Source organism: Bacteroidota bacterium, from assembly GCA_016706865.1.
GTDB lineage: Bacteria > Bacteroidota > Bacteroidia > Chitinophagales > BACL12 > UBA7236.
In genome coordinates, this window is record JADJIS010000002.1 from 1,086,670 (window position 1) to 1,112,225 (window position 25,556).

Annotated in this window: 18 protein-coding genes; 11 read left to right on the top strand and 7 right to left on the bottom strand. The window is 35.1% G+C overall.

Translation table 11 applies throughout. The annotated features are described in order from the left end of the window. Positions 1-68 precede the first annotated feature (68 nt). From IPI31_07680 to IPI31_07705, 6 genes are all read right to left on the bottom strand, one after another. The gene (locus IPI31_07680; protein ID MBK7567697.1) at positions 69-2,267 is read right to left on the bottom strand and encodes a glutamine synthetase III; all 2,199 of its coding nucleotides are present in this window, start codon (positions 2,265-2,267) and stop codon (positions 69-71) included. A 211-nt stretch (positions 2,268-2,478) separates the two neighbouring features. After that, positions 2,479-3,876: a thiol oxidoreductase gene (locus IPI31_07685; GenBank protein ID MBK7567698.1), complete on the bottom strand. Its 1,398-nt coding sequence runs from the start codon at positions 3,874-3,876 to the stop codon at positions 2,479-2,481. Beyond that, entirely contained in the window at positions 3,866-4,927 is a 1,062-nt protein-coding gene (locus tag IPI31_07690) for an imelysin (protein ID MBK7567699.1), read from the bottom strand. The genes IPI31_07685 and IPI31_07690 overlap by 11 nt, the downstream gene beginning before the upstream one ends. Positions 4,928-4,947: 20 nt before the next feature. Next, the gene (locus tag IPI31_07695; GenBank protein ID MBK7567700.1) at positions 4,948-6,165 is read right to left on the bottom strand and encodes an autotransporter outer membrane beta-barrel domain-containing protein; all 1,218 of its coding nucleotides are present in this window, start codon (positions 6,163-6,165) and stop codon (positions 4,948-4,950) included. A 106-nt stretch (positions 6,166-6,271) separates the two neighbouring features. Beyond that, complete coding sequence (locus IPI31_07700; GenBank protein MBK7567701.1) at positions 6,272-7,537, bottom strand: hypothetical protein; 1,266 nt, start codon at positions 7,535-7,537, stop codon at positions 6,272-6,274. A 57-nt stretch (positions 7,538-7,594) separates the two neighbouring features. Next, complete coding sequence (locus IPI31_07705; protein ID MBK7567702.1) at positions 7,595-9,598, bottom strand: T9SS type A sorting domain-containing protein; 2,004 nt, start codon at positions 9,596-9,598, stop codon at positions 7,595-7,597. 184 nt (positions 9,599-9,782) lie between these two features. On the opposite strand from IPI31_07705, the gene purL reads away from it, so the two are divergent. The 3 genes from purL to IPI31_07720 all read left to right on the top strand — a co-directional run bounded on the left by purL (position 9,783) and on the right by IPI31_07720 (position 14,681). Beyond that, entirely contained in the window at positions 9,783-12,011 is a 2,229-nt protein-coding gene (purL, locus tag IPI31_07710) for a phosphoribosylformylglycinamidine synthase subunit PurL (GenBank protein MBK7567703.1), read from the top strand. Between the two features lie 280 nt (positions 12,012-12,291). Next, positions 12,292-13,662 (top strand): glycosyltransferase family 39 protein, encoded by a 1,371-nt coding sequence (locus tag IPI31_07715; protein MBK7567704.1) that lies wholly within the window; start codon positions 12,292-12,294, stop codon positions 13,660-13,662. Positions 13,663-13,718: 56 nt separating this feature from the next. After that, on the top strand, positions 13,719-14,681 hold the full coding sequence (locus IPI31_07720; protein ID MBK7567705.1) for a hypothetical protein: 963 nt from the start codon (positions 13,719-13,721) through the stop codon (positions 14,679-14,681). A 35-nt stretch (positions 14,682-14,716) separates the two neighbouring features. Here IPI31_07720 and IPI31_07725 read toward each other — a convergent pair whose 3' ends face one another. Then, a complete protein-coding gene (locus IPI31_07725) occupies positions 14,717-15,193 on the bottom strand; it encodes a hypothetical protein (protein ID MBK7567706.1) in 477 nt (158 codons plus the stop codon). Positions 15,194-15,233: 40 nt separating this feature from the next. Between IPI31_07725 and rfaD the strand changes: the two genes are divergently transcribed. The 8 genes from rfaD to IPI31_07765 all read left to right on the top strand — a co-directional run bounded on the left by rfaD (position 15,234) and on the right by IPI31_07765 (position 25,553). Continuing rightward, positions 15,234-16,226 (top strand): ADP-glyceromanno-heptose 6-epimerase, encoded by a 993-nt coding sequence (rfaD, locus tag IPI31_07730; GenBank protein ID MBK7567707.1) that lies wholly within the window; start codon positions 15,234-15,236, stop codon positions 16,224-16,226. 206 nt (positions 16,227-16,432) lie between these two features. Next, complete coding sequence (locus tag IPI31_07735) at positions 16,433-17,710, top strand: hydroxymethylglutaryl-CoA reductase (GenBank protein MBK7567708.1); 1,278 nt, start codon at positions 16,433-16,435, stop codon at positions 17,708-17,710. Then, on the top strand, positions 17,707-18,642 hold the full coding sequence (locus IPI31_07740) for a UbiA family prenyltransferase (protein MBK7567709.1): 936 nt from the start codon (positions 17,707-17,709) through the stop codon (positions 18,640-18,642). The genes IPI31_07735 and IPI31_07740 overlap by 4 nt, the downstream gene beginning before the upstream one ends. After that, positions 18,639-21,236 (top strand): phosphoenolpyruvate synthase, encoded by a 2,598-nt coding sequence (locus IPI31_07745; GenBank protein MBK7567710.1) that lies wholly within the window; start codon positions 18,639-18,641, stop codon positions 21,234-21,236. The genes IPI31_07740 and IPI31_07745 overlap by 4 nt, the downstream gene beginning before the upstream one ends. Then, positions 21,237-22,325, top strand: a complete 1,089-nt coding sequence (locus IPI31_07750; protein ID MBK7567711.1) for a DUF3419 family protein — start codon at positions 21,237-21,239, stop codon at positions 22,323-22,325. Next, positions 22,322-23,017 carry a phosphatidate cytidylyltransferase gene (locus IPI31_07755; GenBank protein MBK7567712.1) on the top strand — a complete coding sequence of 232 codons (696 nt, stop codon included), beginning with the start codon at positions 22,322-22,324 and terminating at the stop codon, positions 23,015-23,017. Before IPI31_07750 ends, IPI31_07755 begins: the two co-directional genes overlap by 4 nt. After that, positions 23,014-24,033, top strand: a complete 1,020-nt coding sequence (locus IPI31_07760) for a hypothetical protein (GenBank protein ID MBK7567713.1) — start codon at positions 23,014-23,016, stop codon at positions 24,031-24,033. Before IPI31_07755 ends, IPI31_07760 begins: the two co-directional genes overlap by 4 nt. After that, on the top strand, positions 24,030-25,553 hold the full coding sequence (locus IPI31_07765) for an AMP-binding protein (GenBank protein ID MBK7567714.1): 1,524 nt from the start codon (positions 24,030-24,032) through the stop codon (positions 25,551-25,553). The genes IPI31_07760 and IPI31_07765 overlap by 4 nt, the downstream gene beginning before the upstream one ends. The last annotated feature ends 3 nt before the right edge of the window (positions 25,554-25,556 follow it).

Genomic DNA, 25,556 nt, shown 5'->3' on the forward strand with positions numbered 1-25,556 from the left:
ACTAACCAGTGAAGCTCCCCTATTTCCTATGTCCTATTTCTTACTTCCTACTTCCTACTTCCTATTTCCTATTTCACAAACAACAACTCCCTATACTTCGCCAGCGGCCATTTGTTATCCGGTAAATAACGTTCCAACATATCTGCGTGTTCGCGGATCTCATCGAAGAGGGTTTTTACATCGTTGCAATAGGCATATGCTTTTTCGCGGGCATCGTCTATGCGGTTTGCACGTTTTCTTTGTTCTACCATACGCTCTAATGCTGAACGCAAATGATTTAAATGTAAGGTGATAGTTGTTGCAAGATCTATTTGTTCTTTGTAGTGATCTTCATTTAATCCCACCGCTTTTAATTTCATTACATTATCCAATAAATTATTTTGATAATCTACTGCTGCAGGTAATACGTAATTATATACAAGTTCACCATAGATACGCGCTTCTATTTGTATCTTTTTTGCATATTCTTCAAATTCAATTTCTTGACGAGCATGCAATTCTCGTTCCGTTAAAATTTTATTTTTAACAAAGATATTTTTCGCATTTTCAGTGCCGTAGAAATCGATAGCCTCAGGAGTGGTTTTTACATTGTTTAATCCGCGATTTTCTGTTGCTTCTTTTGCCCATTCATCGCTGTAATTATCTCCTTCAAATAAAATATTTTTACTTTCGGAAATATATCTTCTCAAAACACGTAAAATTGCGCTGTCCTTATTTTCACCCCCTTTTATTAACCCGTCAATTTCTTCGCGGAACGCAATGAGCTGAGCTGCGACAATGGTATTTAGTGTGGTCATAGCCTTACTGCAGTTTGCACTGGAACCAACAGCACGGAATTCAAATTTATTTCCGGTAAATGCAAAAGGACTGGTTCTATTCCTGTCGGTATTATCCAACATCAGATCCGGAATTTTATTGTGAATATCCAAACGTAATTCAGTTTTATCAGAATCGTCGAATGTATTTTGATCCACTCTGTTTTCAATTTCGTCTAATACAGAACGAAGTGCAGTACCTATAAATGCAGAAATAATTGCAGGAGGTGCTTCATTTGCTCCCAAACGATGATCGTTATTTGCACTTGCAATACTTGCTCTTAAAAGATCGGCCTGATCGTGAACAGCTTTTATGGTATTAATAAAGAAAGTGAGAAATTGTAAATTGGTTCTTGGAGTTTTTCCGGGACTCAATAAGTTTTTTCCGGTATCTGTTCCCATGCTCCAGTTATTATGTTTACCTGAACCGTTAACTCCCGCAAATGGTTTTTCGTGAAATAAAACACGCAATTTGTGATGTTTTGCAACTTTTTCCATCACATCCATCAACAAACAATTATGGTCAACTGCAATACTCGCTTCCTCAAACATCGGAGCACATTCAAATTGTCCGGGTGCCACTTCATTATGACGGGTTCTTAAAGGAATTCCAAGTTTATGACTTTCCATTTCAAAATCTATCATGAAATTGAAAACGCGTTCGGGAATTGTTCCGAAATAATGATCTTCCAATTGCTGACCTTTTGCGGGATAATGTCCAACCAATGTTCTTCCGCAAATGCTGAGGTCGGGGCGATTAATAAATAATGCTTCATCCACCACAAAATATTCCTGCTCCCAACCAAGAGTTGCAGAAACTCTTTCCACGTTTTTATCGAAATATTGACAAACAGGAACCGCTGCCTGATCTAATAAATGTAAGGATTTTAATAGCGGCGCTTTATAATCCAATGCCTCACCGGTATAGGAAACAAAAATGGTTGGAATACATAAAGTTTTACCACTACCCAATTCCATAATAAAAGCAGGAGAGGAGGGATCCCACGCAGTATATCCTCTCGCTTCGAAGGTACTTCTTATTCCTCCGCTTGGAAAGCTGGACGCATCCGGTTCTTGTTGAACTAATGCTCCACCGCTAAAAGTTTCCATTCCAACTGCGGGACCTGAAGGAGTGAAAAAACTATCATGTTTTTCTGCCGTCGCTCCCGTTAATGGCTGAAACCAATGGGTATAATGTGTTGCACCTTTGCTCATAGCCCATGCTTTCATACTTGCCGCCACCTGATCTGCAATTTTGCGATCGATCTTCTGACCCATGTGGATAGAAGTTTTTACACTGTAATAAGCTTCCTCACTCAAATGTTTGCGCATAATTTCATCGCTGAAAACATTGGAGCCATAATATTCGGAAATACGGTTGGAAGGAAGTTTAACCTCAATTACCTTTCGGTTGAGCACCTGATCCATTGCAGAAGTTCTGTTGGAGTTCATTTTTTGATTTTTTTTGTAAAAATAGTTTGTCTTTTTTGCTAAGAAATTGCAAAATTAGGGTCATTTTGTGGAAAAACGACAGGAGTCCTGAAAATATTTGTATTTTTTATTAGAATGATGGTTGAAAACTTTGATAATGCCTAAAATTTTACATATATAAAAAAATATAATATGTAATTATTAAAAATGCAGACATTTTGCAATAGATTTTTTATAAAGCCTCTAAAAAAGTTATCAAGGCATCCCTTTCTGAAGAAGATAAATTGGAGAATTGATTTTTGGATGCTTCGGCTTCTCCGCCATGCCACATAATGGCTTCGAACATGTTTCTTGCCCGGGCATCGTGTAAAAAGAAGGTATGTCCGTTCGCCAGTTGTGTGAGTCCTATGCCCCATAATGGACGCGTTTTCCATTCGGAGCCTGTGGCCAGATAGTCGGGACGTCCATCTGCAAGTGCTTCCCCCATGTCGTGTAAAAGCATATCGGTGTAGGGAAATATCGTTTGATTTGAAATTTCAGGTATTTCACTGATCATTCCGGTCTGCCATTTTTGTTTGTGACAATTTTCGCAGCCGATCTCGAAAAACAGTTGTTTTCCCAGCATTACTTTTTCATCCTCGAGATTTCTTGGGGCTGGAACAGCGAGGGTTTTTGTGTAAAAAGATGTTACATCAATAAAATGTATATCAATTTCAGGATCATCCGGGAGTCCGTCATGTTGTGATTGACCTTCACAAGATTCGGAAGTGAATAATGGACTTGTAATTCCCATATCACCATTAAATGCTCCGGAGGTTTGTTGATTTAAATGAGGCTGATTTGCTTTCCAGCCAAAACGCCCGATCGTTGTGTTTCCACTTGCAAAATCATATACATAATTTACCTTGCCTGAGATACCATCCTCATCATTATCGAATTCATCAGCATAATTTAGGATATCATTTTCGGGAATTGCTTCTAATAATCCCAAACCAAAAACAGGTGGTGCAGCGCGAACCGACAACATTGTTTCGGCCGGTAGAGGTATGTAGGTATTTTCTATAGTATAGTTTGGTTTTCTTAAACTGTAGGGTGTTCCATCGGGTAAATTATAATATTCTTCTGTATAAAAAATTTGCACTAACCCTTCAGCTAACTCTCCGATTATTGCTTTATCCTGTAATTGATCACCCATTCCAGGAACCGGATTCGGTCCATTAAATGGATTTGTTCCCGGTATGCTTATACGGAAAACAGAGGGTTTATTACCTCTTCCATCTAAAATATGGCAGCTCAAACAACTCACATTATTATATATAGGACCCAAACCTGCATTATTTGTTGCGGGGGCAGTTACAAAAGTTGCTTCAAAAGTAAGATCGCCTTCAAAATGTTTTTCCAGATTGGGCAAACTTAAATTTGGAGCAGGAGTAGAAAATGCTCCGGAAGTTGCTTCAAATAAAGTAGTATTTCCTCCCGCATAATATTCATTTGCATCGTACCATTCATTTGTAGTTATTTCGGGATCGATGGAACAACCATTAATAAATAATAAACAGGAAAACATGACCATTAAAAAAATGATCATGTTTCCATATTTTAAATTATAATTTTTAAAATTAAAGTGCATCAATTATTGGTTTCACTTCACTTTCCAATTCTTCCTGCAAATGGCGAACTGCTTCCTGTGCATCACTTACTGCTTCAGGATTTTCAAAAATTGCAGTTGTAAATGTTCCGGGAATTGCATCAATAAGATCGATTGCTGATTGAATTTCCGCCTTGATATGTTCATCTAATCCCGCATCAACTGATGCGATATATACCGAAATTCCCTCTCCGCTCATTACATAATTTCCCAAATATACATTTTGTATACTGCGAATATTATCCATAAAATCTTCCTTGCTGTTTGCACTGAATCTGCTTTCTTCTAAGGTAATATCCAATTGGGTAAATGGATCGTTAATTTTTCCATTTCCAACTTCATCAGCAATTGCTATCATACCATTAACAATTTCCTGCAAAGCCGATTTCTGACTGATATAAATACTGGAAGCTTCACCTGCATTCGAAATATTTATTTGAAAATTCTCTCCGGTTTCTTCCCAGCTATTTCTCAATTCAAAGGCATCACTTTCTAAACATAATGCGGTAGCTATTAAATATTCAAATTCTCTTGCGGTAAAGGAGGCAACAGATTTATTTCCGTCGGTTCCCCACAATAAATATTCTAATGTATGAAATCCTTTAAGTGTTCCTTCCAATCCGTCAACATATTCTTTTGTTAATGTTGCCGGACTGCTTAAAACTGCATCAAGGTCAACTACATTAACCGGCCAGCTATCAAGTGAAGGGTCAATTCCATTAGTTGCAACAGGACCATATAAAAATCCTTCCGATTGTTCCCATGGCTTACGGGAGTCGCGCCACGCTTGTCTTGCAGCTTCTAAATTTGCTTCTGTGGGAGTGGATTGTAATAATTCGACTGCCGAAATAAGATCACTGGTTTTGGTATGCAGATCAATATAAGTTTCCGTAATTATATTTTCAGCAATATGACTTAATATAGGTTGAAAATCGTAGGTGGTTATGTCGGTTGGTTCATCTTCTTTACATCCATTGAGAAGGAATATGGAAAAGCTTAATGCTAAACATGTTTTAATTATTGTTTTGTTCATTTCTTTGAGTTTTATATTAATTAAAATTGAAATGCAATTGCAGTTGTAAATGTTGTTTCTTTATTGTCTTCAGGAATTCCAATTGTTCGCAAAGTGATATCCGATTTTAAAGCGATGTGATCGTTCCAAACATAATTTAATCCGGTTCTTATTTCTGATTTTTCCCAGCGCGGATTATTAAATACATCACCGGTGGTTTCATACATAGAATCATAATAATAATATCCACAAAAAACATCGAGTTTTGAAGTTGATTCTTTAAATAAGGAAAGTATATCAAACCCAGCTTCCGCAAAATATCCGAAAGCGACACTTGCAACAGGAGTTCTTTTTACATTTAGATTATTGGATAAATTTCTATTCGCCGCAGAAACAATATCTGCATTTTGTAATGTACCATATAAAATATTTGCATTGATAGTAAAATCACCCGGTAATAAATGAATATGTGCATCAAATAAATTTACAAAGGCATCCTGCGTAATATCCGGTTTTGGGCGATTTGGTGTGCTGTTTCCGAAGTAACCACTAACACCAATTGTAGATTCTTCAAATACTTTATAATCTATTCTTGAGGACAAAGCGAAGGCATCAGCATTCACTGTTTCGAATCGCATTTGATTTCCGCGTTTTATCCAGTTTGCACTGCTGAATGCGGAATTGTCAAGTGCATTAATTAATGCTAATTCTGCAGATAATTTTTTGTAAGTTGTTTTAACTGCCAAACCGAATTCGTACCATGTTGTAGGAATTAAAGTTTCTTCCACATTATTATATGTTGTTGTCATATAATCCAATGGTTCATCTGTGGTAGCAAGATATCCAAACGGAACATGTATTCTCCCTGCTTTAATTTCCAACCATTTTTTTGGTTGAAAAGAAATTTCTAATTCTTCAATTAAAACTTCTCCACCTTTCTCGATCTCCATTTCAAACTCTCCGAATTCCTCAAATTTGTCGAATTCCATAGTGGAGCCGGTTCCGCCATGTTCAAATTCGATCTCCATTTCAAGTTTTAATTTTTCACTGAATTTGTATTCCGGAGCGAAAGTCACCCTGTTGAGATCAAAATTGTTTCGTTTATCCGGATAGGTTTCCCAATCAAAAACATTATAGGTAAGCTCCCCATAACAATGAAGCTCCAGATTGTCGAACAGGTTTTTTTTCTCCTCCTCCTGTGAAAAAAGAGAAATTGTTGAAAAAAGTACTAAAAAGGGTATGAGTATTGCTTGCTTCATTATTTAGATTTATTCTAAACAAAGGCAAAAATACAGGCTGCAGCTATTATTTTATCGGATATTGCTGCATTTGAGCCAAAATACCTAAATAAGGGTATTAGATTTTCTAAGTGGTTTTTATGTCCTTTTTTGTCGGTTTTTGACCATCCAATGCAATAATTGCGACCAGAATCACCAAAAACAGCGGTATGGACCTGTATCTGGACAGAGTATCGGCATCAAAGGTGATCATGCCGTAAGCGATTAGCAATTCAATAGAGAAATACAATATAAATAGTAAGGTGGGACTGAGTTTAAAAGGATGTTTTCTTTTTTGAATGGCATAAATAAGAAATATCCATATAAAAATTAATTCGATGGATTGATAGATGCGGAAGACGTCGTTGCTATTAAAAATGTTCGGTCTGAATAAAATATTATTCAAAGCGTAAGGAATTTTGGTGATCATATCCCATACCTGCCCATTTAATGCTTTAAATTGATAATCCGGATCATCGGGAGCCACCAGGAAATAATTCTGTTCACTTTTGAGCCAAAGTACAATATTAAGTTGTGGCTGAAGCCAGGCTGCTGCGAATAATATAGTAAGCGCAGATACAGTGCAAACAATAAAAACTCTATAAGCTGTTTGGGGTGTTCTTTTTGCAAAATACCATATAAATAAATTGGGGATAATAAGAGCTAATAAATAGTCTCTTATCAGCAATAAAAAGAATAGTGATAAACATACCAACAGTATCCTTTTAAATTCAAATTGTTTTTCTAGGTGCAAACACTGCACAATAATTATACAAATCAACAACAGGGTGGGCCCTTCTTTGAGCAGGCCGCTACTCCAGAAAACAAGGGAGGGTAAAAAGAAAATAATTGCCTGTTGAATTTTTGTAAATGTGGTAATAAGATTAAATTTTACAAGGGATTTCATCAAAGTGACCAACCCTATAAAATAGAGGAAAGACAATATTATAATGTTGCCATAAGGTCCACCAAAAGAAAAAATATTCAGCAGTGCATTTATACGGACCATGTGGTATTCAGGAGCGGAGGGTGCAATAGAACCGGCGGAAATATAATGATGCAAATCCTCCGGTAAACTTGTTTTATAATATCCAAACACCAATCTCAGAAAATCGCCCGGATGTTCCGGTAATATTTCATATAATAATTTGCTGTCGTTAAAATATCTTAAGCTATCACCATGGCCTATCACATTTTGCCAGATATAATAATTGCTACAACCCAGAATTACTCTAAAAAGAAATGCAGCGATTAAAACCTGTTTGGTTATTCCAATTACATTAAAAAATTTCCATTTGTAAATGAGGAATAGAAAAAGGAATATCCAGAAGGGTATGATGAGATTCGGTAACACATATCAAAGATAGGGGATTGAAATAGGTTTTTTGAGTATTTTAAGTTCTTATTTGTTTCAGTATCCGGAGTGCCCGATGTAAAATTTTAAAACCGGAAAATTTATTTTGTTCTGCGATCGGATTAAATATATCCCTTTCGGCAAATGGTTTAGATCGATCTGGCTAGTTCCTGGCTCAATCTGATAGGTTGCCAGCTTTTCACCCATGATATTGTATAAATCGAGGTTCAGATCTGCTTTTGTTGAAAGGATATTTAGTTGGTTTGCCGCAACGAATATTTGATCTATCGGTTCAGGTATTTCCGGTTCGTTTATAATAATTTCTTCGGATGCTTTTGATAATGAAATTTTTCCATTTTCGCCAACAATATTTGCAAAAACTTTATAACCTCTATCCGGAATAATTGTATCACCATCAACATCTGTGAGATTATTTAGAAGACTAATATCGTAATTTCCATTATAAAAAGGGATAACAAAATATTTATTTTCGGGAAGGTCTAATGTTTGGTCGAAAGAAAATGATTCTGAATTCTCGGATTTTACGACCATAATCCGATATTCATCAATATCAACAGCTTCTGTATAATTTTCAAACTGAATATTTAGATCTGTAACTGTATTTGTGGAGCCAATGTCGTAAACATTTACTTTAAAATCATTTTCTTCACAATAATATTCTGTGTATCCCAAAATTGGACCCTCGTCAGCTTCGCTAAATGAAGTTGCTGTAGAAGTGTAACTTGTAGATATGGAATCGGGAATACTGACCACCATTAAAAAATATTTTTCAAACAACTTTAATCCCCCAATATGAATATTCATATCGTCGGAAAATGTAAAGTTGTATAGCACCTCATCATGAGGTTCTATAGAATAATAAAAATTAGTGTTTAAATTTAAAAGTATTTCCTCAGGAGTTTCACCATTTGTAACGAGGTAGGCTCTGAATTCACTTGTTTCATATAACCTTGTTTCTGCTTCAAATTTTCCTTCAAAATAGGAAGTTCCACAATTGCCAGAAGGCTCTGTTAAATATACATTTTCTATATAGGCGGCTGATCTTATTTTAAATTTTTCGATATTTGATCGTAAAGCTACATTGTTTTCAATGGTGGAAATACCATCAGCTATAGATAAAATCAATGCAAAATAATTTGTGTTCAATTCAATTGGTTCGCCATTATTGTCCTGTAGTGAAAGTGGTAGGTTTACGACTACATCTTCGCCTGTTGGTGAGATTTCTAAGTATCTTGAAGCAGGCATTGATTCAAGATATTCTGTTGTTAATATAGTGTCCTCAGGGACTACTCCATGAATTAAATAAATACGGTATGCACTAACTTTTGTTTCATCTGCAGCTTTATTGAACGATATTTGTAGGTCTGATGGTATATTAAATTCACCCTTATCTATCAAATTTATTTTTGAACAAATAGATGCACTTATTTCATTTATGGTTATCGGCGTTAATGGTGTTGCTTCATAAGCATAATCTTGAATTATAAGGTATGGCAATCCACTATTAGGAATCGGGGAATAATTATCAATGCTTAATCGCACCCAACCATAATGATAATTTCCATCAATGAGAAATCGCACTCCTAAAATATTATTTTCATTAAACCACTCTGCGTAGTTATAACTAAACTCTCCAAAATTCGTTGAAAAAATTCCAAAATTTAATTCATCGGCAGTATTCCAGATATTATCAGCACTAATTATTTCCCCTAATTCTAAATTAAGTATTCCAAAATCTTCAGGCAAAACCGGGTTGCTTACAACTGCATCAAAACCATCAATATAAAATCTTTCGATCCTTGAAACGTAAAATCCTGCAGTTGATATAGATGAGGTGAAATCAGTAGTAAATTCTATCCCAAACCTAATGTCAGCAATGCTATCATTATTGAAGTCCAAACTATAATCTGATGTACCATAAAACTGAAGATCAGGGTCTGGATTTGAGTATATTATTTGTCCGTCAACATTTTCTCCCAGCAATAAAAAACTTACAGCCGAAGCCGAATATGCTGTGAGTTTTTTGGTTTTGGAGTTCATAAATTTTTTCTTCTCCAAATTTACCCGTTAAAGTTGAATGGCTATAAAAATTCTCCCTAAATGCCCTGTTTCTTATGTGAAATAGTGTTCTTATTTAGCGAACCACTAATTTATTCACAATAAACTGTCCATTCTTGAATGCTTTTTCCCCATTCCAACTTACATTTGTATCTCAATTACAAGCATGTCGGAACAACTCGCAACATTAGAACAGGCCAAACAACTTGGCATTTTACCGGAAGAATTTGAAAAAATAAAGGAAATACTTGGACGCACTCCAAATTTCACCGAACTCAGCATTTACAGTGTTATGTGGAGTGAACATTGCAGTTATAAGAACTCCATTACGCTATTGAAAACCCTACCACGAAGCGGAAAAAAAATGTTGGTGGAAGCAGGAGAGGAGAATGCGGGACTGATTGATATTGGTGATGGGTTGGCATGTGCTTTTAAAATTGAAAGTCACAATCACCCCTCTGCAATTGAACCTTATCAAGGCGCTGCAACGGGTGTGGGCGGAATTCACCGCGATATTTTTACCATGGGTGCACGACCTATTTGTTCGTTAAACTCGCTGCGATTTGGAAATATTAAAAATAAAAAAACGCAGCATTTGGTGAAAGGTGTGGTGAAGGGAATTGGTGATTACGGAAATTGTTTCGGTGTGCCAACTGTTGGAGGAGAGGTGTATTTTGAAGATTGTTACAATACCAATATCCTCGTAAATGCAATGAGCGTTGGAATTGTGAAGGTTGGGGAAACCGTATCCGCTATTTCTGAAGGAGCAGGTAATCCGGTATATATTGTAGGAAGTGCCACCGGAAAGGACGGAATTCACGGTGCCAGTTTCGCAAGTGGCGATCTGCACGATGAAAGTCATGAAGATCTGCCTTCCGTGCAGGTTGGAGATCCTTTTCAGGAGAAATTATTGCTCGAAGCTACTTTGGAGGCAATAAAAACAGGAGCTATTGTAGGAATGCAGGATATGGGTGCGGCAGGAATTACCTGTTCTACCTCCGAAATGAGTGCCAAAGGAAAACATGGAATGAAGATCAACCTCGATAAAGTTCCTACACGTCAGAAAAATATGAAGGGTTGGGAAATTTTGTTGAGTGAAAGTCAGGAAAGAATGTTGGTTGTTGTTCACAAAGGAAGAGAAAAAGAAGTGGAAGCTGTTTTTGATAAATGGGATCTGCATTGTGAAATAATTGGCGAAGTGATTGAAGGTGAAATGTTGCAATATTATATGCACGATGAATTGATCGCTGAAGTGCCTGCCGAAAGTTTGGTTTTAGGTGGAGGTGCTCCGATTTATAAAAGAGAAACAAAAGAACCGGAATATATAAAGGAGATCAAAAAATTTGATGCATCCAAAATTAATATTCCTAAAGATTTTATTTCGGTAGCAAGAAAATTAACATCCAACCCAAATATTGCAAATAAAAGATGGATAACTGTTCAATACGATTCCATGGTGGGATTAAAAAATACTTCCACCAATTTAAAAAGTGATGCAACATTAGTTCGAATCATTGGAAAAAATAAAGGACTTGCTGTTACCACCGATTGTAATGCCAGATATGTTTATGCTGATCCATATATCGGAACAATGATAGCAGTTAGTGAAGCTGCAAGAAATATTGTTGTAAGCGGAGCAGAACCTGCCGCAATTACTAATTGTCTCAATTTTGGAAATCCCTATAATCCGGAAGTATATTGGCAATTTACCAATGCAATAAAAGGTATGGGTGAGGCATGTCGAAAATTTGATACTCCGGTTACAGGTGGAAATGTTTCTTTTTATAATCAAAGTGAGGAAGGTCCGGTTTATCCAACTCCTACAATCGGTATGGTAGGGGTTATTGAGGATTTTAAAAATCAAATGACCCTCGATTTTATCAATACCGGAAATGTAATTTTAGTGATCGGGAAAACAACCGACGATATTGCATGTAGTGAATATATTAAAGAACTACACGGCATTAAATATTCACCTGCTCCCTATTTTAATTTAAATGAGGAATACAGTTTGCAGCAGGCAATTAAAGAACTTATCCGCAATCAATTGATATATTCTGCTCATGATGTAAGTGAAGGTGGTTTATTTATTACTTTACTGGAAAGTGCGATAGTAAATCTACTCGGTTTTGAGGTGGAGACAGATCATACAATAAGAAAAGATGCATATTTATTTGGTGAAGGTCAAAGTAGGGTCGTAGTTTCCACATCCAGTGAAAAAGTATTTGTGATAGAAAATATTTGTAAGGAATTTGGTGTTCCCGTAAATGTTTTAGGACGTGTTACAGATGGTAAAATTTCTGTGGATGGGGAAGATTTTGGAACAATAAATACATTTAAAGAACTGTATGATAATGCGATAGGGAAGTATATGAATGAGGAGGTGTTGGTGTGAAGGGGTTGAAGTCGCAGTTTAGCTGACGATAATAAAAAGTATGTCTTGATATCTATAATTTCCAATCAAATAAATTACCTCCTATGTTAAGTAGATCAAGTCCTTTATCCTGTGTCTTGTGTCCTGTGTCCCATTCTTTGTCCTGTGTCCCGTGTCTTATGTCCGACCGGAACTTTTTACTTTTTAATATCTGATTCCCACCATGATTACAAAAAGAAATCTACCGGAACTTTTTGTTGTTTTCATTTTGCTTTTGTTTGTTCTATTAAAAATTCCGGCATTGCACTTACCTTATTTTTGGGATGAATTAGGAGTTTATTCCCGTGCCGGATTATATCTTCATGATAATGGTTTGGGACTGTTGCCAAAAGATCTACCTCCTGAATTATCACGTGGGCATCCTCTTTTATTTGCATTTATTCAGGCGATAGGTTATAATATTTTTGGGGATGGAGTTGTAGGCGGACATATTACTGCGCTTATTATTTCATTGATATTATTATGGAGTGTGTATTTTATTACATCAAAGTATTTTTCAAAATACACAGCACTTTTAGCTGTGATGATATTAATTATACAACCTCTGTTTTTTGCACAATCAGTATTGATCTTACCTGAAATTAGCCTTGCTTTATTTGTGTTATGGGCTATATATTTTTGGTTGGGGAAAAAATATATTTTACACGGAATATTTTCCACCCTCGCGATATTGATCAAAGAAACAGCGATAATAATTCCTGTGGTTATCATTTTTTCGGAGCTGATCTATTATATTGTTGTCAAATCAAAAAGGGAAAAAATTATTTTTCGTTTTAAATATTTATGGGTATTACTTCCGTTTTTGGTATTCGGTATTTTTTTGCTTATCCAGAAACAACAGAATGGATGGTATTTATTCCCGTTACACGGTGACAACATTAAGATCAGCCTGAACAGAATATTTTCTTTTGGTGCAGATTATCTTGTCTTTTTGTTTTTGGAGCAAGGGAGGATATTATTAACAGGTGTTATTTTTATTTTAGTTATATTACTTATCACCTCTAAAAAATTGGTGTATCAAAGAATATCAATTTTTCTGATCACTTTAATTATGGGTGGACTTGCATTTAATTCCATCAATTTTTACATGAACCGATATACGTTATTTGTATTGGTTCCTTTTGTGATGCTCTCGTCTGCAGTTATTATGCAATGTATTCAGAAATATCGTTTTGTATTATTAATTCTGCCAATTATATTTTTTGCGGGAATTTATTGTATGTATGGCAAGGAACTTTGGCCTGAAGATACCTCATCACTTAATATGCAACAAAAATTTCACTATGATGAGAATATGAGTTATGTTGATTTTTTAGATATACAACAAAAGGCCATTGATCACGTGATGAACAATGTTGGTTCAAATGAATTTATTTACGCTAATTTTCCAATAAATGTTGCGCTGGTGGATAGCAGGTTTGGTTACACATTATTGGTTGAGAATAAGGATTTTAGAGTGTTAAACCGTCAGAATACCCAATATGAAATAAAATATTCACTCATTTCTGATCCAGGTTCCTATGAATATGAGTTGCCCGACAGCAATAGCATTGTCTTGGACAAGCTCGTGGAAAATAATGTAGTAAATGTTAAAATATACAGGCCTAAATAGGTGAAATTTTGTGAACTAATAGGCAGCGAAATTTGTTTCCTTGTAAACTTTTAATGATGAAAAATTCAGTAATATATGTTATGTTTTTAATGGTGATCAGCTTCTCCTTTTACGCATGTCAGCAATCAGCAAATGGCAGTAACGGCAAAGAAGAAGTGCTTACCGGCAATGAAAAACTAACGGAGCAATATAAACCGGATGCTAACTGGAATAGCTATTGGTATCAGGGCAAAGCAGAAATTACAAGTTACAAGTTAATGCAGAGCAGATATGGCGAAATTCACGAGGGAACTGCTGTAAATATTTTTGTAACCGAAGATTTCTCCAGATCTAAACAGGTTAAATTGGATGATCCATCAAAAGCCGGGGATGATAAATTGCCTATATTAAAACTAAATCAGTCTATTAAATTTAATACCGGCATATATCCATATTCTATTATGATGAGTGCCTTCTCACCTGTCGACATTAATAATTATCCCCACGCAGTAAAAATTACGGGTTCAATTCAGGAATGGTGTGGAATGGCTACATATCAAATGAACAACAAAAAGAATAAATTTGAAATAGAACAACGCAGTTATTTCGAACAAGAGGGTGATAAAGAAATAAGTTTAACAGCGAGTGTTCAGGAAGATGAATTGTGGAATTTGATAAGACTCAATCCGGATAAATTACCTAGGGGAGAAATTTCTATTTTGCCGGGAACTGAATATTTGAGATTGTCACATAAACCCACGGAAGCCGTAAAAGCTAATTTGGATCTTCGGGATGAAAATGGAATCATGGTATATGTTATTGATATGCCTTCCCTGCAGCGTAAATTACTGATAAGATTTGAAAAAAGTTTTCCATATAAAATTATGGGTTGGGAAGATGCTTATCCTGGCATTGATGGTGTGGTTCTTACTACTACTGCAATTAAAAATAAGGAATTATTATTGGATTATTGGCGAACACATAATAATGCAGATAGAATTTTAAGAGAGCAATTGGGCCTGCCAAAAGATGCTCAATAATATTTCTTTATAGTAGAAATATAATGTTAAAAGGTTTATTCCAAAAAATTTAATTCGTAGCGTTCTGAAAATCTTTTTTGTGTATTTATGAATGATTCAGCCTGCTGCTTTAACATGTTTTGATTGGATTTGAGTAATTCCTGCACATGTATGGAATCTTCTTTTAAATAAAGTGTATCAGAAAGTATATTATAAATTGTATCGTAAATAGAAAATGCATACATATAATTATCTACCATGGCTAAACCGGCTAAACGCAAGGTGTCATCCTTTTCCAATGGAGTTAGGGCATTTAATGAATCTTGCATTGCCAGCAATTTAGTAACGGAATTTTGTTTTTTAATTTCATATTCCTGCATAAAATTAGTGGTATTCCATACCTTCATGGTGCGTTCACTTTGTTCTACAAATTTGACGACCTTATCGTTGTAAGTGGTTATTTTTTCAAATTTATGTTTATTACACGAAGTAAAAACTAAACAGGCTGCAATACATAAGATTCCGCTTCTCATAAAAAAAAACTTTAGTTTTGTGCAAATTTACAGAATGAAAATGGAAGTGGAGGACACCCGGGAATGTATTGCAATCACAGGCGCTTTTGGTTTTATCGGGAGTTGCCTGGCGGCTCAATTGAGCAGAACCGGTGTTTACAAGCTGATTCTGATAGACGATTTCAGAGAAGAGCATAAACTTCACAACCTCGAAAATGTAGATGCTGACCTGAAAATTGAAAGGGAGGATTTTCTTGACTGGACAAAATCAAATTTGGATCAGAAAATTGATTATTTTTTACATATTGGAGCACGAACGGATACTACAGAATTTGATAAGGAGATATTTGATAAACTTAATTTAAATTATTCCAAAGCTATTTGGAATTTATGTTGTGAAAGAAATATCCCTTTAATTTATGCATCAAGCGCAGCCACCTTTGGTAATGGAGAAAATGGGTATAGTGATGATCATAATTCCATTCATAAACTTGTACCGTTAAATCCATACGGCGAATCGAAAAATGAATTTGATCTATGGGTGTTAAAGCAAAAAACATCTCCACCATTTTGGTACGGATTAAAATTCTTTAATGTTTATGGTCCAAACGAATATCACAAATCGCGAATGGCTTCGGTGATATTTCATGCCTTCAGTCAATTTAAAGATCATGGTTCAGTAAAACTATTTAAATCGCATAAACCAGAGTTTAACGATGGCGAACAGTTACGCGATTTTGTATATGTAAAGGATATTGTAGCCGTAATTACCTGGTTATTGAAGTGCAAAACCTATTCCGGTATTTATAATCTGGGAACCGGCAAAGCGAATACTTTTTACGCCCTTGCAGCAAGTGTTGCCAGTGCCATGCAGGTGCCATTAAATATTCAATGGATCGATATTCCTGAAGATATCAGAGATAAATACCAATATTTTACAGAAGCTAAGATGGATAAACTTATTGCAGCTGGTTACAAAAATTATTTTACATCCTTAGAAGCCGGAATCGAAGATTATGTAAAAAATTATTTAATCCCTGAAAATTATTATTGAAAGTATTTACAACTATAAACATCAAAACCAAAAATTAAACAAGGCCAACTTAAATCCTATTTCCTACTTCCTATGTCATAAGTCCTATGTCCTATGTCCTATGTCCTATGTCCTATGTCCTATGTCCTATGCCCTATCTCCCCTTTCGCCAATTAAACTGATTTTATCGCCATTATAGTATATTTGTTGTCAGCAAACCCTCCAATATGTCAACATCATCAGAAAAAGCACGACGATTAATTGAATTATTTTCAAAAATAAAACCCTTTGACCAGGTACTTAATGAACTGGTTCCCTTCGATGAATTATTGTCTTCCGATCAACGTATTCCGGGACCGCTTAACTGGTCGAAGGAAGCTCAGATAGAGCGACTTGAATTTATTAAGAATAAAACCGGCAAATCACTGGATACACTATCCGGTAAATCGGAACTGACCGATCCGCACGATCTAAAAGGAAATATTGAACAATTTATTGGAATGACTCAAATACCAACAGGCATTATCGGACCTGTTCGTATTCATGGCACTCTTGCACAAGGTGATTTTTATGTTCCGATGGCTACTACGGAAGGTGCATTGGTGGCATCCTATAACAGAGGTGCTCGCGCAACTGCTTTATGTGGTGGAATAATTTCTGTTTGCCTGACAGAAGGTGTGCAACGCTCTCCTATATTTAAATTCAGATCATTATCTGAAGTTGGAGTTTTTCTTCAATGGATATTGCAACAATTGCCTGTATTTACCGAAATAGTTTCTAAAACCAGCAGATTTGCGGAATTACAGGATATGCGATTAAACATGGAAGGAAATACGGTTGTTGTAATTTTTGAATATACTACCGGTGATGCTGCGGGGCAAAATATGGTTACGATTTGTACCAATGAAATTTGTTCGTTTATTAATCAGAATACTCCGATAATACCACAATATTGGTTTATAGAAGGAAATTATTCCGGCGATAAAAAAGCAACTGCGGTTTCCTTCACAACTGTTCGTGGAAAAAAAGTAACTGCCGAAGCATTTATTAAAAAATCGGTTATAGAAAATGTATTGCGCACCTCTGCAAAAGATATTGCACAATATTGGCAAACTTCCTCTGTTGCATCTGTGCAAAGTGGTAGCATCGGAATTCAAGGACATTTTGCCAATGGATTAACTGCAATTTTTATTGCAACCGGTCAGGATGCAGCTTGTGTTTCTGAAGCATATGTTGGAATTACCCGTATGGAGGTAATTAACGATGCCGACCTTTATGTGTCGGTTACACTTCCAAGTTTAGTTGTTGGAACTATAGGAGGTGGCACCGGTTTGCCAACGCAACGCGAATGCCTTGATCTGCTGGATTGCAGCGGACCCGGCAGTGCGCGTAAGTTTGCTGAAATTTGCGGAGCAACCGTTTTAGCAGGCGAATTATCGATAGCTGCTGCAATGGCTTCCGGCGATTTTTCTGATGCACATAAATTATTCGGAAGAAAAAAATGAAAAATCCCCACGGCTCCTTTTTATACCGATTTTACATTTATCAAAAAGAAAGATTTCCTTTTATTGGATATATTTTTCTGGTTGGGGCATTTAGTTTTTCTGCAATATCATTTTCACGTATGTGCAGAGGTGTAGATGGTTTTATAGATCTGCAACCATTTTTAGTATGTGTATTTAATACACTAACCCTCTTTTTTCTGGTGAGAATTTTCGATGAATTTAAAGATCAGGAGGATGACGCATTATATCGGAAGTATCTACCCGTTCCAAGAGGAATAATTTCTTTGCGGGAATTAAAATATATTGGTGCAACGGTGTTTGTATTACAAGTAGTTGTAAATAGCATTTTCTACCCGCAAATGCTTTTATTATATTTCTTTGTAATGTGTTATTTGCTGCTCATGGGCAAAGAATTTTTTATTGGGGATTGGTTGAAGAAACATCAGTTTTGGTATGTTACCAGTCACATGTTCATAATACCCTTTATCGATATTTTTGCAAGTGGTTTCGACTGGCACCTGAGTAATATTGATCCTCCCGCCGGATTGCTCATATTCTTTTGTATCAGTTACCTCAATGGTATTGTTTTGGAAATTGGGAGAAAAATTAAAACACCGGAATCCGAGGAAGTTGGAGTATTGAGTTATACCAGGTTAATAGGATCAAAAAAAGCTCCTGCATTTTGGATATTGATTTTATTTGTAACCATGTTATTTGCTTATGCAGGTGCATGGTATGCAGGTTTGGGAGCCATTGCATACATTGTTTTTACTTTGCTCTTTTTGATCTGTTCGTTACCGGCGATACTATTTATCAAAAGCCCTACAATAAGATCTGCTAAATATATCGAATATTTTTCCGCATTATGGACATTCGGAATGTATCTCACCCTTGGTGGAATTCCAATGTTCCTTAAATTGTTGGGAATATGAAGGACTTCATTTTCAGTAACGAAAATCAACCAACCAAACAAAGGGTAGGAGGGAAGGCGTTTAACCTTTTTCAATTGTTAGATCTGAATATTGTTGTCCCTAAATTTGTTGTTATTCCAAATACCGCACTTCAACATATTTTACAAACTGTTAATCCCAATAATATTGAACAGATCACATCAAGAATTTCATCTTTTCAATTTTCTGATGATCACTTTATGGAACTATCAGATTATTTTGAAAAGGATATTTTATTTGCGGTAAGATCATCAGGAATAGATGAAGATGGAAAAGAAAAATCCTATGCCGGGCAATTTGAAACCAAACTTTGTGTTCCTTTTGCAGAATTGGGCAATGCAGTAAAACAAATATGGTTATCTGCCTATAGCGATCGAATTAAGATATATCAAAAATCTAATTCATTTTCTCAGATTGGAAATATTGCTGTTATAATTCAGGAAATGATTCAGGCGGAAACTGCAGGTGTTGCGTTCGGAATTAACCCATTAAATAATCACAAAGAGGAAAAAGTAATCAATGCAGTTTATGGTTTAGGGGAAGGATTGGTTTCCGGACTTTTAACTGCAGATCAATATATTTATCGGGAAAACGGAATTGAAAAAATTATTGCCGAAAAAACAGAAAAGGTGGTCTTTGATGAAAATGGAGCACAAGGAACCATAGTCGAAAAAGTAGCACTAAACTTAGTAGGTCTTCCTGCACTGCATGACGACCAGATAATACAAGTTGCAAAAGTGTTAGATATATTGGAACAACATTACAAACATCCTCAGGATATTGAATTTGCATTTTATTTAAATAAATTATATTTATTGCAAAGCAGACCGGTTACTGCCTTGCCAAAAGGGATTTCTGAAAAAGTAAAAATTATTTGGGATAACAGTAATATTATTGAATCATATCCAGGTACAACTTTACCTTTGACATATTCCTTCATAACTAAAATGTATGAAGCTGTTTATCGTCAGCTTTCTGCAGTTTTAGGCATCTCTGCCAAAAAAATAAATGCTCATACACATGTTTATGCTAATATGTTGGGCTTATTACATGGGAGAGTTTATTATAATTTGAATAGTTGGTACACTTCTCTTTCTTTATTACCCGGATATGCTGTGAATGCTGAATTTATGGAAAAAATGATGGGGGTAAAAGAAAAGTTTGATTTCCCTGTTGGAAAGAAAAAAACGGGATTTAAAGATTATTGGGATATAGCAGTTGCAATTTATAGTATTTTAAAAAACCTTTTTACCATCGAACGACAGCGTAAACGATTTCAGTCATATTTTAATAAAGTAATGATGGAATATGAAGCTATAAATTTTGCCAAAAAGGATACTCATGAATTAATGAGATTATATTTTAGATTTGAACAAACACTCGTTAAAAAATGGAAAGCTCCCTTAGTGAATGATTTTTTTGCTATGGTGTTTTTTGGTTTATTACAAAAGCAGGTAGTAAAATTGGGTTTTAAGGAAGAGGAAAATTTGCACAATGATCTCATATCCGGATCAAAGGATATTATCACTACAGAACCAATTGAACTCACTCTTAAAATTGCTGCTTTAATATTAAAAAATCCGCTGGCAACAAAATTATTTAAAGAAAATGATCCGCCATTTATTGCGAATGCACTTTCAGGGAAGGAATTTTATGAGATACAGGATGCAATTGATAATTATATCTATTTATGGGGTGACAGAAGTGTAGGTGAATTAAAATTGGAAACAATAACCTATAAACAGAATTCGGAAAATTATCTGCGTGTTTTGAAATCGTATGTGAGTAAAGGATTGGAAAACAACAGTTATTTTGAAACTAAAAATTCTACCGTAAGAGAAACAGCCGAGTTAAATGTAAGATCAAAATTGGGTGGACCTTTTAAGAGATGGTTTTTTAATTATATTTTAAGAAAAGCGAGGTATTTTGTAAGTAACAGGGAGAACCTTCGATATCAGAGAACCAGAGGTTTTGGTATGGTGAGAAAGATCTTTTTGGCGATGGGAGAAAAATTAGCTCAAAACAGAATTTTGGAAAATGGCAGAGATATTTTTTATCTCACCATAAATGAAATAAAAACAATAGTACAGGGTGAAAAAAATTATGTAAATTATATATTGTTGGTTTCCGAAAGGAAGAAACAATATCTTCAATATGAAAAAACAAATTTGCCCGAGAGATTGATCACAAGCGATATAACTGCAAGTGATCTTGTTGTTGACTATAATAAAGATTTAGAGGATCACAGCGCCAAATTGGAACTAAAAGGAATTGGTTGTTGTGCAGGAGTAGTAAGAGCGAAAATTGTTGTTGTGCATTCTCCGGATGAAATTGACGATCTGAATAATTCTATTTTAGTAACCAGCAGCACTGATCCTGGTTGGGTTACATTATTTCCAACCTGCGCCGCTATTTTAGTGGAACGCGGAAGTCTTTTGAGCCATTCGGCAATTGTTTCCAGAGAACTTGGAATTCCTTGTATCGTTGGCATAAAAGATCTTTTGCAGATAGTAAAAACAGGTATGGAAGTGGAGATGAACGGAAGCACAGGTATTATAAAAATTCTTTCGAAATAAATGGAAAAGAAATTTTTACATAAAGCTAATCTGGATATCATTCACTATGCAAATTGTTGGGAGGATGCTGATGTGCTTGTAAAAGGATTGTCGCCAAAACCTGGTGCCTCAGTTTTATCCATTGCATCCGCGGGAGATAATGCCTTTGCTTTATTAAGTTCGGATCCTGAAAAATTAGTGGCAATTGATCTTAACAGCGAACAATTATATCTTACAGAATTAAAACAAATTGCAATTAAACATTTTGAATATTCCGATTTTCTTCAGTTTATTGGAGTGTCAGCTTGTCCAGACAGATTAAAGATGTTGGATCTAATAAATACTGACCTTTCTTCCTCGGCTCAACATTTTTGGTGGCAAAATCGTGAATACATTAAAAATGGATTAATTTATTGTGGAAAATTTGAAAGATACTTTTTGTTATTTAGGAAATATATTTTACCACTCGTTCATTCCAAACGCGACGTAAAAAAATTATTCAGTTTGAAATCTGCCGGAGAACAGGAAATGTTCTATAAAAAAAGCTGGAATACTTTTAGGTGGAGACTACTGTTTAGCGTCTTTTTTAGCAAATTTGTAATGGGAAGATTTGGGCGCGATCCCGAATTTTTGAAGCAGGTGGAGATAAACGTGGAAGAATTTATATTTTCAAGGGCTGAAAAACACCTTTCAGATATAAATTGTCAGCGGAATTACTTTTTATTTATGATCATGAATGGCAAGTTCGGTCTGGAGTTACCATTTTATTTGCGGGAGACAAATTATAATCAAATTAGAAGTAATATTGGCAAACTGGAGTTGATGGAGGGATATGCACAGGATGCAGTTAAAATGGGGAAGAAGTTTGATTATTTGAATCTTTCCAATATTTTTGAATATATGCCAATACCAGTTTTTCAAGAAACTGCAAATGCACTGTATGAGGGAATCAAATCAGGGGGAAAAATTGCTTATTGGAATTTAATGGTAGAAAGAAAAATGTCGGCCCTGTTTCCTGAAAAATTCAGATCCATTGCAGTTTCGCCGGAAATTAAATCGGCAGATATGGGTTTTTTTTACCGCGATTTTATTTGTGATGAACGTATATGAATACTGAAATTAAAAATATTATTTTACTTGGTGGTGCATTTTTACTTTTATTTGCATGTGCCGAATTATTGTATCGTAAATACAAGGTAAGGGCAGAGTATACAAGAAAAATGGTTCATGTTGGGACGGGATTATTAACTCTTTTGTTTCCTTTACTTCTTTCAAATCATTGGTCAGTTTTATTTTTATGCGGGTCGTTTCTCATTATATTATTATTGAGTTTAAAATATAAATTTCTTCCCGGCATTAATGCTATAGATAGAATTTCCTACGGCAGTATTGCCTATCCTATTATTGTTTTTATTTGTTATTTAGTTTGGGAACAGGTGGAGAAACCCCTCTCAGGCGATGTTATTAGTTATATGTTTTTTTATCTTCCAATTCTCATAATGGCGCTTGCAGACCCTGCTGCAGCTTTGGTGGGAAAGGCGTATCCAATCGGCGTTTTTAAATGGGGTGGAGAGCAGAAATCTTTTGCAGGAAGTTTTGCATTTTTTTGTGTTGCTTTTATCATTAGTATTCTGTTTTTTATTAACTCATCCACCCTTTCACTTTTAACTGCGTTGTTTTTTGCGTTTATTTTGGCGATTTTAGCTGCATTTACTGAAGTTATTAGTAAAAAGGGACTAGATAATCTCACCATACCCCTGACTGTTTTAATGGTGTTGTACGTTTTAATCATTATTTTATGAGTACTCTGCAGGTAAAAAGAGTAACTGAAATTAACGTAATTGAAGCGCTCTCAGTTGATTTGTTGAAAAATATTTACACCTCTCATGAATTAGAAAATAAAACAGATAACAATTATAATCAGGAATATTTAGCATTTGTAATATTTGTAATAAAGGGACATAATCCTGTAGGTAGATTGGCCGTTTATGAAAATCAGCAAATTCGCCAAGACGAAAGCAACGCCTTGGTAATAGGCAATTTTGAATGTATTAACGATAAGGATGTTGCAGCCTTATTATTTCAGGAAGCGGAATTGTTTGCCAAAGAAAACTCCTATTCTGCTTTGATAGGTCCTATAAATGGCAGCACCTGGGACAATTACAGGTTGCCCGTAGAAGGAGTACACCCAAGATTTTTTACGGAAGAATTGTTGAAGAACTATTATCCAATACACTTCCGGCAAAATAAATTTGAAATACTTACGGAATATTATTCCACCATTATTTCAAATTTAAATGAATACATAAGTGATTTAGAGCCACCAAGAGATATCTTTTTAAATTCTTCCGGGCTTCAGGTAAGGGGAATATCTAAAGAGAATTTTCAGGAGGATATGAAGTTGGTATATAAATTCTCCATGGATTTATTTTCTTCCAATTATTTATTCTCACCTGTTTCAGAAACTTATTTTTTGAAAAAGTATCTTCCAATAAAACAATTTATTGATCCGGATTATTGTTTGTTGGTATTTGATAAAAATGATCTGGTGGCTTTATTTTTTTGTTTGCCTGATATTTTTAATCCTTCTTCATCAACACTTATCGTAAAAACGATAGCAGGAAAATTCGGCCGGAAATATGCAGGAATCGCCTCATGGTTATTTAGACGGATCATTAAAAAAGCAATGCAAAATGGATATACACACATTATAAATGCATTTATGCATAAAAATAATACTTCCTTAAATATTTCGCGTAAATATAAAAGTGAGATCATAAGAACCTATTGTCTTTATATCAAACACTTGGAAAAATGACCTTGGAAAATTCTGATAATATAACTTCTCTTTTTTTAAAAGCTGCAAATCAGCACCCTGATAATGTTGCTATTATTGAGGGGGTAAATAATATTACTTATGGTCAGTTAGAAATGCAAGTGAAAAATTACGCAGCCTATTTGTTGAAGAAAGGTATTAAGCCGGGAGATAGAATTCTTGTTTTTGTTCCAATGGGTATTAATTTGTACAAAACAGTGCTTGCTGTTTTTCACATTGGGGCTGTTGCTGTTTTTTTGGACGAATGGGTTAGCTTAAAACGATTAGAATTATGTTGCAGGATCGCAAAATGTAAGGCGTTTATTGCTCCTTGGAAAATAAGAACTTTGTCTATTCTATCTAAAGAACTGCGCGCTATTCCAATTAAATTAAATGTTACGGGTAGAGGGGATATTTCGAATATTTCCTTATATGCTTCCAAACCTAATGATAGTGCTTTGATCACTTTTACCACCGGGAGCACAGGTAATCCAAAAGCTGCTAATAGAACTAACCAGTTCTTATTGGCGCAGTATAATGCATTACAACCACTATTACCCGAAAATTCTAAAGTTGATATGACGATGTTGCCAATAGTTTTACTTTTGAATTTGGGCACAGGCAAAACTTCGGTAGTAACAAAATTTAATCCCCGTAAACCTGAAAAATTTCAAGCAGGAAGTGTTTATGCTCAATTAAAAGAAAATGGAGTTCAATCATTAACATTTTCTCCTTACTATTTATTAGAGATATCAAAATATCTTCTTAAAAATGAATTGAATTTGCCGGAGCTTAAAAGTATTATTTCCGGAGGTGGACCAATTTTTCCTGATGAGGCTAAAATAATTGCGAAGGCATTTAAAGATGTGAAATGTGACATTGTTTACGGATCTACTGAATCCGAACCCATTGCACATACAGACATTTTAAATTTTTTAAATATCAGCAATGAAATAAAAGCTGATGAAGGATTATTTGTTGGAAAAATTGATATTTCAGCCAGCGTTAAAATTATTCCAATTAAGGATTCTGAGGTAAATACCATTGAATCGTTACCATTACGACACGTAGGGGAGATAATTGTTTCAGGTTCCCATGTTCTTACATCATATTTTAACAGTGAAGATGCTTTCCGATTAAATAAGATCAAAAGTGAAAATACCATCTGGCATAGAACCGGTGATGCAGGCTGGTTAAATGAAAAAAATGAATTGTTTTTAATGGGAAGATGTAAACAAATCATTCATTGGCAAAACAGGAATCTTTATCCTTTTTTAGTGGAGCAATACCTTAAATCAATTCCGGGAATTTTGATGGGGACCCTTATAGAATATGAAAATGTGCCGGTGCTTGTAATCCAACTTGAGTCTGGAGAAATGAAGGAAAGTATTTTAAACGAAATAAATAAAGGTGCATATGCTGAATTTAAAAAATATTTTCTTTTGAATATCCCAATGGATAAAAGGCATAATTCAAAAATTGATTATGATGGACTATTACATGCGATGAAAAAAAATAGATAGTTT